Source organism: Nostoc sp. (assembly GCF_036917675.1).
In the GTDB taxonomy this organism is placed as follows: Bacteria; Cyanobacteriota; Cyanobacteriia; order Cyanobacteriales; family Nostocaceae; genus Nostoc.
In genome coordinates, this window is sequence record NZ_JBALCT010000044.1 from 200,496 (window position 1) to 213,523 (window position 13,028).

Genomic DNA, 13,028 nt, shown 5'->3' on the forward strand with positions numbered 1-13,028 from the left:
AAGCCTCTCGGACTGTGGGGGAGAGGAATGGAAGCGGGGTTTCAAGAATAAGTTGCACATCGCGTTAGTTTAACTTGAGATAGAAATAACCAAGATTTGTGCTGGGAAATTTGACGTGTAAAAGAAAGAGTATTCTACGGGTGATGAGCTAATCGTCGTAATAATATTGAGTTTGTAACGACGCTAACAGAGCTAAAAGCCATTAATGCAGCAGCACCAGATGGGTTAAGGACAAAACCCAGACTAGGGAACAAAACACCGCCTGCTAAAGGAATGCCAACTGTATTATATGCAAAAGCCCAGAATAAATTTTGGCGAATTTTGTTGAAGGTGGCGCGACTAAGCTGAATAGATTCGACGACATCGTTTAAGCGATCGCGCATTAAGATAATTTCAGCAGTTTCCATCGCCACATCTGTCCCGGAGTGTAAAGCAATTCCGATATCTGCTTGGGATAAAGCTGGAGCATCGTTGATTCCATCTCCCACCATTGCGACTACAGATTGGGAAGTAGAGACGCGATTAATCGCGTCTGTTGCTTTTGTCCCTGCTTGTTGTAGAGACTGGATTGCAGCCGCTTTTTTGGCTGGGGGGACACCCGCGATCACATCAGTGCTATCTAATCCTAGTTGTTTGGCTATGGCGCTAGCTGCTTCTAGGCGATCGCCACTGAGCAACATTACCCGTAAGCCCATCTGACGCAATTTGTCTACGGTGGATTGGGCATCTGGTCTTAAGGTATCAGAAACAGCAATTAGTCCGGCTAAAGTTCCCCCAACTGCTACGCAAACGACTGTTTTACCATCTGTTGCTAAATCTTGTGCTACTTGTTGTGCAGTTTCACTAATGGCAATACCGTGCCAATTCAACCAGTCCCAGTTACCCAACAGCACAACTGTACTATCTACCACAGCAGATACACCTAGTCCTGGTTCTGTGTGAAAGTCCACAGCCTGTGGAATAGATAACTGTTGCCGTTGTGCTTCTTGCTGAATCGCTTTTGCTAGGGGGTGGTGAGTACCGCTTTCTACGGCTGCTGCTAGTTGTATTAGGGATTGGGCATTGTTATTCTTCTCCTGATCGTCTGCCTCTTTCCCATTGCCCATTTCTGAAATTAACAGGCAATCTGTGACGATGGGATTACCTGTGGTGAGAGTACCAGTTTTATCAAATACTACGGTATCTAACTGGTGTACTTTTTCTAAAACGTCGCCGCCTTTGATTAACAGACCTCGTTCTGCGCCCATAGCAGTCCCCACAAGAATGGCTGTTGGTGTGGCAAGTCCCAAAGCACAGGGACAGGCGACTACCATAACTGCGATCGCTAGTTTTAAACTGATTAATAGGGGAGAGTGGGGGGCGTTGTTTGTAGCGTGGCTAATCATTTCCATGCCATCAGACATGGTGATATCAGTCCAGATGTGAGTGCCGAAAAAGTACCAAAAGACAAATGTTAATATAGATGCTGTCAGCACCCCGTAGGTAAAGTAACCAGCTACTGTATCTGCTAATTTCTGTACCGGGGCTTTCCGAGTTTGGGCGGCTTCTACTAAAGCGACAATTTGAGCTAGAGTTGTATCACTTCCAATACGGGTTGCCTGAATAGCGATCGCTCCTGATTGATTTAGGGTTCCCCCTGTCACCATATCTCCCGGTTGCTTGATTACTGGTACGGCTTCCCCAGTCAGCATTGACTCATCGACCGTTGTTTGACCAACCATCACTTCACCATCGACAGGGATTTTATCACCTGGTAGCACTTGTAACCATTCACCGACACGTACCTGTTCAGCAGGAATCTCTACACTAGAAGATCCCACTCCTGCTTTCTCCGGGTTGGCAATCAATCGCGCTAAGAGTGGCTGGAGTGCTAGCAATTTCCTAAATGCGGATGCGGCGCGACCTCTAGCTTGTTGCTCTAATGTCCTTCCCAAAAGAATAAACCCCAGCATCATTACTGGTTCGTCAAAGAAGCACTCCCAACCCATTTTGGGAAAAAGCAGCGCGACTAAACTAGCAATGTAGGCTGTCAGCGTTCCTAATCCAATCAGGGTGTTCATGTTAGGCGCATTTCGCCGCCAGCCTAGCCAGCCATCTACTAAAATCTGGCGACCGGGAATTAATAGTGCCACTGTCGCTAGTCCACAGTGAAACCAGATGTTATTTAGTACTGGCAACACTGAGCTACCAAGATTACCAAAATGTCCACTTCCCGACAATATCAGCAACACCGCAGCGATCGCTAACTGCCTGAGTGAAGAGAGCATTTCTCGGCGTTGTCGTTCTGCTGGGTCTGGTAAAGTAGATATCTCGCCTGCTACTGTGCCACTAGCTTTTCTCTGTTGAGTCGGGAATCCAACGGCTGTTAATCGCTGTGCTAGTGCATCTGCATCTACCACACCAGTTTCTGACTCTACGACTGCTACCTCTGTCGCCAGATTGACACAGGCACTTTTGACTCCTGGATGTTGGATTAGCTGTCGCTCAACTGCGTTCACACACCCAGCACACTTCATGCCGCCAACGTCTAGAATAATTTTCTCTAGAATTGGGTCAAGTTCTGGGACTAGCTTAGTTTTCGGGAGAAGTTGCATGGCAAGTGTTTAGATTCGCTACAGAAATTCAACGCCTGACAAAAAGCGTCTCTAATTTGAGCGTAGGCGAAATATGGAACTATGACTCAATGTCAACCATATTTAAATTATTAATTTATCGTATTTCGTTGAGCATCAACGACTATCGCTGCACTCAATTCAACGTTCCAAGTTCCGAGATTTATCTGTAGGGTTCTTAATTTTGAATTTTGAATTTTGAATTTTTAATTCTCCCACAGGGGGTTGACGGCTCCAGCGTAGATAAGTCACATAGATAATAGCTACCACCTGGATTGGCATGACCACAATCAGGCTTTTTAAGAAATAGTTGATTTCCAAATGAGACATAGCACTGAAATATCCTAAGCCCAATAAGAGGAACATCACCCAGGTAAGCTGTTGTTGTTTAGCTTTGATAATGAGCATATCAATAAAAATAAATATAATAGGTGGTATTGTTGTCAAGTTGATAAAGTACTAAGCTAATCGGCATTAAAATTGCATAATCAGGGCGGGCAAGATTTCGGCGTGAGCGCTCAGTCCTTCCCTGGGGGACGCTCGTAGGGGTACGACAAGGCTCAGGAACCATCGAACGCTGCCCACCCCACAAGATATTGAGAAAATTTTAGGAACGTGGATTAAATAAAATGCAAAACTTCATCCTGTTTCTAGCTTCCCTCTCCTTTATAAGGAGAGGGATTGAGGGTGAGGTAAGCCAGGGACATAAATTGTATGTTATTTGATTCTTATTCCTTAATATGCAAATTAGATATGTTTTAGCTTAGAGGATGTTTGAAAAGTCCTCTTGTCGGTAGCAAAACGTTTTAGATCCCCCTAAATCCCCCGATAAATTGGGGGACTTTGATTCCAATTCCCCCCTTTTTAAGGGGAGCCAGACGCTCAGAGGGGTCTCCCCAAGTGGAGCGACTGGCGTGGGTTAGGGGGGATCAATAAGTGCCTAAAGTCACAACGAAACACTTTTCAAACAACCTCTTAGAACCAGCCCTGCTTATTCACAAAGTAGGTATTGACGAATTCTTCAGGGGACTTATTCAAATAGATCATGCCTTCAACTAAACCTACGAGTAGCATTATTAACAAGGAAAGTCCGTAGGTAAAAGAACCCCCAACTACAGAAATCACCAACATGATAAAGCCTTCTGAAGCGTATCCTAGAATAAACTTATGAACCCCAAATCCTCCAAAGATAATGCCACAGTAACCAGCTAGAAGTTGTTTGGTTGGATGAGTGGGGTTGAAATTTGCCATATAAGTGCTGCTCCTGGATAATTAAGGTATAAAAATAAACTTTTTCTTGGAATAAAACTAAGTAAACACATTTACTTAATCAATAGATTTTTAATTTTTTCAGTATAAGTAAGTCCCAAGACGAATAATCAAAATTAGCGTGCTTCTCTTTTTGAGGGGACGCTAACATGTCTTGCGGCATAGCCTGAAAATCTGGCGCTCCTTACTTTTGGTGGATTTGATGATTGCAAAGCCTGGTGCGGCAGTTTTGCAGATTTTTAGGTATAGACATTTATCTTGAGAAAAATGAACCTGAATAATCAGCAAAAACTGCTACATACACCACTTTTTACAAGTCAATCAGTATTATTTCCGGATTTTTTTACAATCGCTTCCAGCAGGCATGAAACGCCATCGCACCAATATACGAGACCAGTTGTGTGGTTAGTGGGAATGTAGAAGACCAAGAGGCATCTTCTAATATCTCAAAAATGGCTCAAATCACCCGAATGAGAATAAATTGTCTATCTTTACAGCATTCTTTGATTTGCTTTTGCCATTTTCTTACTTTGGTTTTCAACAAGTATTTATGCTTACAACCAATTCTAACTAGTAAATTGTTCCTACTTATGGAGATAAAAGCAAATATTTTCGCTTTAGGCAACAGTAGCATATTAGTATTAATTACTACCTAAAACGAACAAACTTAATAACGTACCACTATTCCAGAGACTATGGAGGAGCATAGGAGCGAGAAGGTTGCGCGATCGCGTGTAAACTACCCCCAAAACAATCCCTAATGCAGTCAGTGGCAGAATTTCAGACAAGCTGAGGTGAGCGATCGCAAACAACAGACTACTGATTAAAATCGCTCCCCACACGGGTAAGTAACGAGTTAGAGAGGGTAACAAAAAACCGCGAAATAGAATTTCTTCAAAAAATGGCGCTGCGATCGCTGCTGTAAAGAAAAATATCCCAAGTGCTACACCATCTTGGCTTTCCAGTGCTAATTGCAATAGGGGATTACTGCCACCCTGTCCTTGCCATAGCTGTTGATTAATCAAAGATACCACCACAACTATCGGTAAAGCCGTGCAATAACCCCCCAGTCCCCACAAAAACCAATTATCTTGAAAACGGAAGCGAAACCAAAATTCTGGTAGGGGAAAAAAGCGTTTGAGAGAGAAATACAGCACTAATAGCGCACCCGATGCTACCAGTAAGTAACTAATCAAGACAGAAAACGCCTGAAGTCGCACATCAGCGACGGGATGCGGGATGGGTAGCAACGATATCACCAAGGGTACAAAAATTTGCCCCATGAAGAAAAAGCCGACGACAAAAACCTGTAAAATTGTTTCACCACCCCAAGGTGTTGACCAAGGGACATCAGCATTTTGAGCTAGTAACGAGGCTTTTCCTTTCAACAAGCGTTGAGCAAATAATAAAATCAGCAGTATTAGACCAATTAAAGCTGCCAAGGTAGGAATAGTCCCAATAACCGCTAATTTGATCACCGCTTGAGCAGCAGATTCTTGTTGTGCAGCTTTAACGCCTAATAAAGCGTCTTGTCGTTGCTGGAGTTGATATAGCTTAACCAAAGCAGTAGAGCGAAACCAACCTTCTAAATTCTTTTTAATCAACTCTTGGGCATTTGGGAGGAGACGAAGGGGATTGTTCCACAGTCCACTCAATGCAGCAGCAGTTTCCCCAAATTCTGGATTAATATCTGAGCGTTGTTGTAATGCGCTCCAAGTCTTGAGGGCTGTATCTGTCTGTCCTTGCTGTGCTTGTAAAATTCCCAGCCGCAAGTCTAACTCAGCCAGTAATTTTTGGAGTTGCTTGAAAGACTGCTGTAACTGTTGCTGTCCCTGTCTAGAGGTTTTAGTAGTCGGAGGAACATCAGGCAAAGGTTTCGGAGGCGTAAGAGTTATTTCAGGTTGAGAGCGTAATTGTGCGAGTTTGTTGTTAACTTTGTCCAAATTAGCTTGAACTGATTCACGCGCCTCCTGATACTGCTTTGTAGCGCTTTCCAGGGGTTGCTCACCAAGTATAGCTTCCCGAATCGCCTGGAGATTGTCATCTTTGCTATCTTCTGATTGCCAAGATTGGGCTTGTAGAGCAATATTGGTTTGATATAGTTCCAGGCGACTTTGAAACTGAGGTTCTTGCCAACTATTAAATAAAGCCAAAACTGCCAACAGAACTGCTATAGGTGTCAGTATAAAAATTAAAATCAACCGCTTGAGTGTCATCTATCCCTCTTTTACTAATCAGTGGAGAGCGCGTCCCCCTTGGGAATTATCGCAAGAAAAAGTCAGAGGTGGATAGATATGATCAATATTATGAATCTGCGTAGGCGTAGCCCGTCATACACATCGCACCCACCATGTTAAATTACAACCCATTGCACTGCTTACCCTCAGCCGAGGATCTGCCAGATTCGGACTATACACCTGTGGACAATGAACTACAAGATTTAATTCCCAGTTTGCTCAAAGCCATCCTAGCTTGGTTATGGACAAGCCGGATGGATTGGTTTTTTGGTGTTGATATGGGGATATATTATGATCCTGAACTACCGCCGATTGTGCCCGATGGGTTTTTAAGTTTAGGAGTCGAGCGAGTTTTTGATGAGAACTTGCGTTTAAGTTATGTGTTGTGGGAAGAAAAAGTTATGCCAATCGTGGCGCTGGAGGTGGTTTCTCATAAACGACGTGGGGAATACAGCACCAAAAAGAAAATGTATGCTGAGATGGAGATTTTGTATTATGTTGTTTACAATCCCCAACGCCGTAGAAAACCGCCTTTAGAAGTTTATCGTTTAGTAAATGGTGAATATGTATTGCAGCCAGGAAATCTAGTTTGGTTAACAGAGATAGGTTTAGCAATTGGTCATGAACGGGGAACTTATCAGGGAATTACGCGGGATTGGCTGTATTGGTATGACAAAGAAGGAGTCAGATATTTAACACCAGAAGAACGGGCGCTCGCTGCTGAACAACGCGCTACCACTGCCGAACAACGCGCTCAAAGGCTAGCAGAAGAATTGCGAAGGTTGGGGATAGATCCAGATTCTTTAAGTTGATTTGGTTCATTCAGATAAACCTATAGTCTTTGCTTGACAGATTGCCAGGTTGAACCTTGGTTTGGGTTTTGGCGATGCATCTCCAAGCGTCTATCTAATTCTTGTTTTTGCTCATCGTTGATGTTATAAATATCTTAAATAACCGTTTACCTTCTTTATTTTATGACTAGTTTCAGTTTCTAACCAATGAAGCTTACTGACTAAATTCTCTTTCTCCTCAGTCTTAATTTTCTGGTCTGTCTGTGCCTGTATTAAAGTATTGCAGTAATTATTTAAGTAGCCATCAAGCTCTGTAAAGAACCTATCAACTCGTTGTTTAAAGTCTTCATCCAAGTATTGATTGATTCCCTCTTTAATATTTTAAATACTATCCTCAATTAATTTATTGGATTTTTCAATTATTTCTTGAAGAGAAATTGTGTAATAGTCTTCCTTCTTATCTGGACGCTTTACGCTTATAATTTCTTTTTTCTTAACTATCCAAAACCAATGAAAAAAGTCTCTCTTCTCAATTGTTTTTGTTTCGTAACCTTGATCTATCAATTTAGTATGCTGATTAACGTTTACTTTAGTGTCACCTATACTTTTACTATCTAAATTTGGTGTTGGCAAAGACAAATTGACATGAAAATTTTCGTTTAATCTCTGACGCGCACGCTCAATAATTGGCTGAGTTTCCGTATCTAAAGAATTTGTCATATCTTGACGTGCCTGTTCAATTATTTTTTTTGCTTTTTTCTGAACGCTTTCGAGCAAAGGCTGTATGACATTAGACTTTGCAGATGCGATCGCTTGTTCTCCAAAATCTTCTGCTGCGGCTGAACTTTGGAATTCAATTATACTGCTACTTGTTGTAGATATTTCAATTTTATTAATTTTTTTAGAAACCCATTTAAAAAAATTTTGACTTACCAAACCTCCTTTTTTTATAAAATCTGCACGTTGATATTCTTCTTCAGTAAAATACGCTTCTAAATTTTGTTTAGCTTCTTGTTTAAGAGTTTCAAGAATTTTCTCAAGCTGTTTGTAAAGATTAGCTTTAATTTTATCTACTTCTTGCAAACGATTACGACATTGTTCTAAGGATTGTAAGTCTCTTTCTAATGCATTAACTTCTTGTTTTAGTTTCGCTTCATCTTGATTGATAGCACTCCTACGAAGTTGTACATCATTATTCAATTCTTGAAGATAAGCACGACTAATTCTGAGTGCAGATTCTATGCTTCGAGGTGCAGCTTCGGCCATAAGTGCATTAATAGCACCAGTTAAAAATTGGTTAAAACCTGATTTTTTCCACAACTTCTCAGCCTTACGTTGTAAATCTTCTGCTGTCGCTTCTTCAAGTTCCTCTTCCCAATCAATACCGAAAACTTGTTGAGCAAGCGATCGCGCTGTTTTTAATTCAGTAATATTAACACCTGGACGCTGCTGCAATTCTGTTAAAAAACTGGCAGAGGTAAACGCTTGCCTAGCTGAGATTTCAAATACTCTATTAATATCACCGGAACCACCTATACTAAACTCAGCAGCTACGAACTGGTGTACTTGTTCAGGACTCATATCACAATCTTGTCGTTGATCAACTTTGTTAATCAGCACGTATAAATTATCTTTCCCTCTTAGCTCTATAACTTTACCAACATCTTGTCTGACTTTTTCGGCAGCTTCAGTCTTGAGTTGGGTAAAGTCTAAAACCATTAATACTATTGAACTTTTGGTAAGTTGTTCTTCAACTACACGCTTAAGCTGCAAATTTTCCCCTGCCTCGTTTGGGCCAGGAGTATCGACAATTACTAATTTACCTAGATTTTCTGATTGCTGATTAGTTTGGGATGAACGCCAAAATGGAGTGTGTATTCTGGGAACATCCATTAAGTGTTTCAACGGATCTACTTATGGATCTAAAAGACTGCACACCCTAATAATATCATTCAAGCTAGTTAAAGTATGAATAATCTTTTTACTTCCTTCACTTTTGCTAGGAATTGTCAGTCCGACTGCTTGTTGAATTTGCCTTGGTATTTTCGCCAAATGAGGATACTGAGCAAGTTTTTCTTGTGCTTCTTCAATCCCCATTAGATCAATTCTCTGGCGTAATGCTAATAGTGTTTCTTGAAAGACTGTCAAAATTTGGGCATTTAGATATAAAACTGGCTGAGTAAACTCAGTATCAAAAATAATCTCAGTCGGAATCGTCGTCATCGCAGCGTTACGACTTGGCAGAAATCTCCTGTCCGATGATGGCGTTAGTGATAGTGGACTTGCCAGCTTTCATTGGTGCAACAATTGCCATTCTCAACTCAAGATTTCTGACCTTATCTATTTCCTGGCTAACTTGCTGTTCAAATTCTGCATATTTTTTGCCAGTACTATCAGAACTAAGTGCTGTACTAGCGTGATTCATCAGCGAACTGACTTGCTCTAGGAGGTCAATAACATCTTTCTGCAATTCCTGTATATTCGGTTTCAGCATCTCAGAAATCATGTATTTTTATCCCGTATCTTGTAAAGTCCACTTCTACTAAGTCTGACCTAGTAAAAACATAAGAGCGTCAGTAGAAACACTGTTTAGCCTAACTTTAGCAGTGCAGATATCCGAGGGGCGGATTTGAGTGATGCTAAGTAATCGGACAGAAATATTTACAAATGACTTTTCAGACTGGATAAGGGTTTCAGGTCAAAATTTGTGTAATTAATTTTGTCTTACTACTTATATTTTTCTTAATCAAGAGTCCCGTTTCCTTTAGATTCCCTAGCAAGCATAAAAAGTTGGATGAAATATACTAAAGTATGCAAGGTGTATAGTTTTTACATACCAAAGTGTATAACTTATATTAAGTTATGGCGTATTAACGCAGAAGCAGCACTACTATGAAATCACAGTATTGTCTATCCACAAAACATTATAAAAGTCAATATTAATATAATTTTTTTAGGTTTTAAAACTACTGGCGATAGGGCTTAGTACACGCCATCTAAATCATACTATTGAAAAGCTGAGACTATTGCAAAAATAACTCAAATCTATTGTCTAGTACAGCTTGGCGGAAGTAAGCAGACCATTAAAAGCTATGAAAATTCGGTGGAATACAAGGCTTAAAAATGGTCTGTATATTTACGCCGCACGGTACTAGTAAGTTCTTAGGAATTATCAGAGATATGTTGATATATAACCTATAATCCGAACTTATATTAACAAGTAATAATTATAATTTTTTTGTATTCCAGCTATCCACCCTCATCTTCTTTCATAGGGTAAATTGGTTTTATCCCTTGAGAGAAAACTTGGATAGCTGGAAAAGGTGGGTGACGAGGGATTTGAACCCGCAACCAATAGATTAAGAGTCTACTGCTCTACCGTTGAGCTAGTCACCCACACGAATAACAATCATAGCAAACTTCTGACAGATTTGCTAGTGCCGCGCCCAAAAAAGAAATTAAAGGGGAAATTTAAGGGTGAAAGTGGTTTGACCAATTGCACTCTTTACATAAATTGAGCCGCCTAAATGTCTGACCATTTTCTGCACTAATGCCAATTCCAGTCCAGTACCGCTATGTTTCCAAGGATCATGTTTGGAAAGGTGATAGAAAGGCTCAAAAATCCGTGACAGTTCATTGCTGGTAATTTCTATTCCCGAATTGGTAATATTAAGCTCTACTGCATCCCCTGTGAGGTGAGCAGAGACTGTGATGTATTCGCCTGCTGGGGTGTATTTGCAGGCATGGTTGAGCAATTCGGTGATAATCCGCTCCAAATCGGTGATATCTGTCTCTAAAGGCGGCAATGCACGATCAACGATCAGGTTTAAGTGTTGTCGCTGACAGCTGGTGAGGTCTCGAAAAGACTCGACAATGGGGTGAAGCCAGCTTTGTAAGTCAATGGCAATCAAAGTTGGGGGTTCAGGTTCGGCTTCGAGATATGTGAGTGTGAGTAAGTCGTTAATTAACTTGCTTTCTCGCCCACACTCGTTATGCAGAATCTGTAATAGTTGCGGAACTATTTCTATATTTGATATTTCTGCTGGTGTGAGAACACTTTCGAGAGTTTGGACTGCGAGGCTGATGCTAGTTATTGGTGTCCGCAGTTCCTGGGAGAGGGTTCTGAGAAATTGGTTTTTGAGCCGATCGCCTTTTTCTAGTTCTTTTACCTGTGCCTGGGTTTGTTTGTAAAGCTGGGCTTGACGAATAGCGATCGCACATTCATTTGCAACTTGCTGTACTAGCTCGATTTCAAATTCATCAAATCCATCTTGTGATGGTCTTGTCAACCAAAGATTTCCCAAAATCCCTTGAGTATCAAAAATTGGACAAGCCATCTGGGACATAACCAACAACTTTGGTTGCCATCCCGGCAGAATTTCTAAAAATTGCAATGGTTGTTTTTGCAATAGGGGCTGATAAACTTCCAGACGGTCTGCAATCTGTCTGGTCAATCCTTGAAACTTGGGTAGGTTCGTGCTGTACTCGTAGGTAATCGTAACCAGGGTTTGGCAGCTGCTATAGAGTTCGATTTGGCAACGTTCAAGGTTCAGTAACTGTACTAATTCCTGGGTAACAGTCTGCAACACCTGAGTCTCATCCAGACTGTCGCGGATTTGTTCTGTCATGCGTTGCACCAAGGCTTGAAAGTTTCGCACCTGCTGCAACTGATTGATGTGCTTCTGTTTTTGCGACTCCATCTTGGCTTTGAGATCCTTGATCTGCTGATCAAGTTCTGTCTGTTGGATAGCAATACCGATTTGAGTTGCCAACTGCTTGAGCAAATCGGTTTCTGTTTGCTGCCATTGACGCGGTTCGTGGCAATGCTGGGCAATCAAGAGTCCCCACATATCTTGCTCTTGGAAAATCGGCACGACTAGATTGGCTCTCACCTGCAAGGATGCTAGGAAATCTATATAGCAAGAATGCAACCCTGCTGCATAAATATCCTCGACAACTTGAATGCAACCTCGTCCGTAGTGTTCTCGATGTTTGCGACTGAAGCAGGGATCGGTGATCTTTTTTCCCAATAGTCGATCGCTGGCAGTTACAGTTGATTCAGTAATGACTACCCCACTGCCATCAGCCTCGAAGCGATAAATTAGTACCCGATCGCAATTCAAAAACTGCCGCAGTTCTTTTGTTGCTTTATGGATAATTGTCTCTAATTCTACAGATTGGTGAATCCGTCGGGCGATCGCTTCTAAGAGTTGCTCTCGTTCAATCTGGAGGCCAACTGCTTGTTCTGCTTGCTTCACAGGCGTGATATTGCTACTAGTACCAATCAGTCGATAAATCCGAGAGTTAGCATCCCTGAGTGGCGTGAGAGTCGTACTCCACCAAGTAGGAATTCCCTGGAATTGCAAACATTGTTCGTAAGAAATAGTTTTGCCAAATAGCACGCAGTCAGAATAATGCTGACGCACTTTCACAGCATCAATAGTAGAGAGAATATCCTCTGGTTTTTTGCCCCGGAGATCGTCTGAGCGAATGCCTATCCACCGCTCATGAGTGGGATTTAATGCCACATATCGAAAGTCTCCGTCCTCCAGCACATCCACTACAAATATTGATGCCTGTACGGAATCGTACATGCTCAGTAGAAACTGCTCGCTACTGCTTTTATCATCTACTTCTGTGCCAAAGAGAATCTGAGGAGGTGATAATTTTGTCAACTCTATAGTTGATTCCACTGGATTTTTATTCATGCGAGAGTCCCTGTCTGGTATTACTCTGACTCTTCTAGGCGCTCTCTTATCGTTACGCTTGTACTCGATGCACTTTAGCGCCTATAGCAAAGTCTTGTCAGCTATTGCTCATGGAAATTTGGATCTTTCTCTACTTCTGATCAGAAATCTAGGAAAGCTAAGTAGGAGTCAGCTTAACAAATCCTGCTTTTTGAAGGCGAAAATACATGATACTGTTGGTCAATTTACTCTCTTGTTAAACCCCCCATCCCTAAAACCTCGTTTTTGCGTTGCTTTCCTGCCCTGCAATAAATTGCGGGCTTATAGCTAAAGTGCGTTGAAACGCACTGAAATGAAACACATTTCAGATCAATTAGGGCTGATGGGTTAGACCCCCTATTAATTCGCCAACAGTATCATACATTTGCAGGT

The 13,028-nt window shown here is 41.6% G+C and carries 10 protein-coding genes and 1 tRNA gene; 1 reads left to right on the top strand and 10 read right to left on the bottom strand.

What is annotated here, in order from left to right:
* Window positions 1–134 precede the first annotated feature (134 nt).
* The 4 genes from V7K31_RS15035 to V7K31_RS15050 form a co-directional block, all read right to left on the bottom strand.
* Window positions 135–2,594: a heavy metal translocating P-type ATPase gene (locus V7K31_RS15035; protein ID WP_335095102.1), complete on the bottom strand. Its 2,460-nt coding sequence runs from the start codon at window positions 2,592–2,594 to the stop codon at window positions 135–137.
* Window positions 2,595–2,753: 159 nt separating this feature from the next.
* On the bottom strand, window positions 2,754–3,020 hold the full coding sequence (locus V7K31_RS15040; RefSeq protein WP_335095103.1) for a hypothetical protein: 267 nt from the start codon (window positions 3,018–3,020) through the stop codon (window positions 2,754–2,756).
* Window positions 3,021–3,587: 567 nt separating this feature from the next.
* Complete coding sequence (locus V7K31_RS15045; protein ID WP_335095104.1) at window positions 3,588–3,863, bottom strand: TM2 domain-containing protein; 276 nt, start codon at window positions 3,861–3,863, stop codon at window positions 3,588–3,590.
* Between the two features lie 659 nt (window positions 3,864–4,522).
* A complete protein-coding gene (locus tag V7K31_RS15050) occupies window positions 4,523–6,097 on the bottom strand; it encodes a CPBP family intramembrane glutamic endopeptidase (protein WP_335095105.1) in 1,575 nt (524 codons plus the stop codon).
* A 134-nt stretch (window positions 6,098–6,231) separates the two neighbouring features.
* Here V7K31_RS15050 and V7K31_RS15055 point away from each other — a divergent pair, with 134 nt between their 5' ends.
* The gene (locus tag V7K31_RS15055) at window positions 6,232–6,930 is read left to right on the top strand and encodes a Uma2 family endonuclease (RefSeq protein WP_335095106.1); all 699 of its coding nucleotides are present in this window, start codon (window positions 6,232–6,234) and stop codon (window positions 6,928–6,930) included.
* Between the two features lie 20 nt (window positions 6,931–6,950).
* On the opposite strand, the gene V7K31_RS15060 is transcribed toward V7K31_RS15055, so the two are convergent.
* The 6 genes from V7K31_RS15060 to V7K31_RS15085 all read right to left on the bottom strand — a co-directional run bounded on the left by V7K31_RS15060 (window position 6,951) and on the right by V7K31_RS15085 (window position 12,617).
* Window positions 6,951–7,061: an addiction module protein gene (locus tag V7K31_RS15060; RefSeq protein WP_335095198.1), complete on the bottom strand. Its 111-nt coding sequence runs from the start codon at window positions 7,059–7,061 to the stop codon at window positions 6,951–6,953.
* 229 nt (window positions 7,062–7,290) lie between these two features.
* On the bottom strand, window positions 7,291–8,802 hold the full coding sequence (locus V7K31_RS15065) for a hypothetical protein (RefSeq protein WP_335095107.1): 1,512 nt from the start codon (window positions 8,800–8,802) through the stop codon (window positions 7,291–7,293).
* Window positions 8,803–8,823: 21 nt separating this feature from the next.
* Window positions 8,824–9,132 carry a hypothetical protein gene (locus V7K31_RS15070; RefSeq protein ID WP_335095108.1) on the bottom strand — a complete coding sequence of 103 codons (309 nt, stop codon included), beginning with the start codon at window positions 9,130–9,132 and terminating at the stop codon, window positions 8,824–8,826.
* Between the two features lie 7 nt (window positions 9,133–9,139).
* Window positions 9,140–9,415, bottom strand: a complete 276-nt coding sequence (locus V7K31_RS15075) for a hypothetical protein (RefSeq protein ID WP_335095109.1) — start codon at window positions 9,413–9,415, stop codon at window positions 9,140–9,142.
* Window positions 9,416–10,233: 818 nt separating this feature from the next.
* A tRNA-Lys gene (locus V7K31_RS15080) sits at window positions 10,234–10,305 on the bottom strand.
* 62 nt (window positions 10,306–10,367) lie between these two features.
* Window positions 10,368–12,617, bottom strand: coding sequence for a PAS domain-containing sensor histidine kinase (locus V7K31_RS15085; RefSeq protein ID WP_335095110.1), 2,250 nt, complete (start codon window positions 12,615–12,617; stop codon window positions 10,368–10,370).
* Between the last annotated feature and the right edge of the window lie 411 nt (window positions 12,618–13,028).

Coding starts and splice junctions, on each gene's coding strand:
- V7K31_RS15070 (WP_335095108.1), bottom strand. CDS start 9,132: ATGACGACGATTCCGACTGAGATTATTTTTGATACTGAGTTTACTCAG.
- V7K31_RS15055 (WP_335095106.1), top strand. CDS start 6,232: ATGTTAAATTACAACCCATTGCACTGCTTACCCTCAGCCGAGGATCTG.
- V7K31_RS15085 (WP_335095110.1), bottom strand. CDS start 12,617: ATGAATAAAAATCCAGTGGAATCAACTATAGAGTTGACAAAATTATCA.
- V7K31_RS15045 (WP_335095104.1), bottom strand. CDS start 3,863: ATGGCAAATTTCAACCCCACTCATCCAACCAAACAACTTCTAGCTGGT.
- V7K31_RS15050 (WP_335095105.1), bottom strand. CDS start 6,097: ATGACACTCAAGCGGTTGATTTTAATTTTTATACTGACACCTATAGCA.
- V7K31_RS15035 (WP_335095102.1), bottom strand. CDS start 2,594: ATGCAACTTCTCCCGAAAACTAAGCTAGTCCCAGAACTTGACCCAATT.
- V7K31_RS15040 (WP_335095103.1), bottom strand. CDS start 3,020: ATGCTCATTATCAAAGCTAAACAACAACAGCTTACCTGGGTGATGTTC.
- V7K31_RS15065 (WP_335095107.1), bottom strand. CDS start 8,802: ATGGATGTTCCCAGAATACACACTCCATTTTGGCGTTCATCCCAAACT.
- V7K31_RS15075 (WP_335095109.1), bottom strand. CDS start 9,415: ATGATTTCTGAGATGCTGAAACCGAATATACAGGAATTGCAGAAAGAT.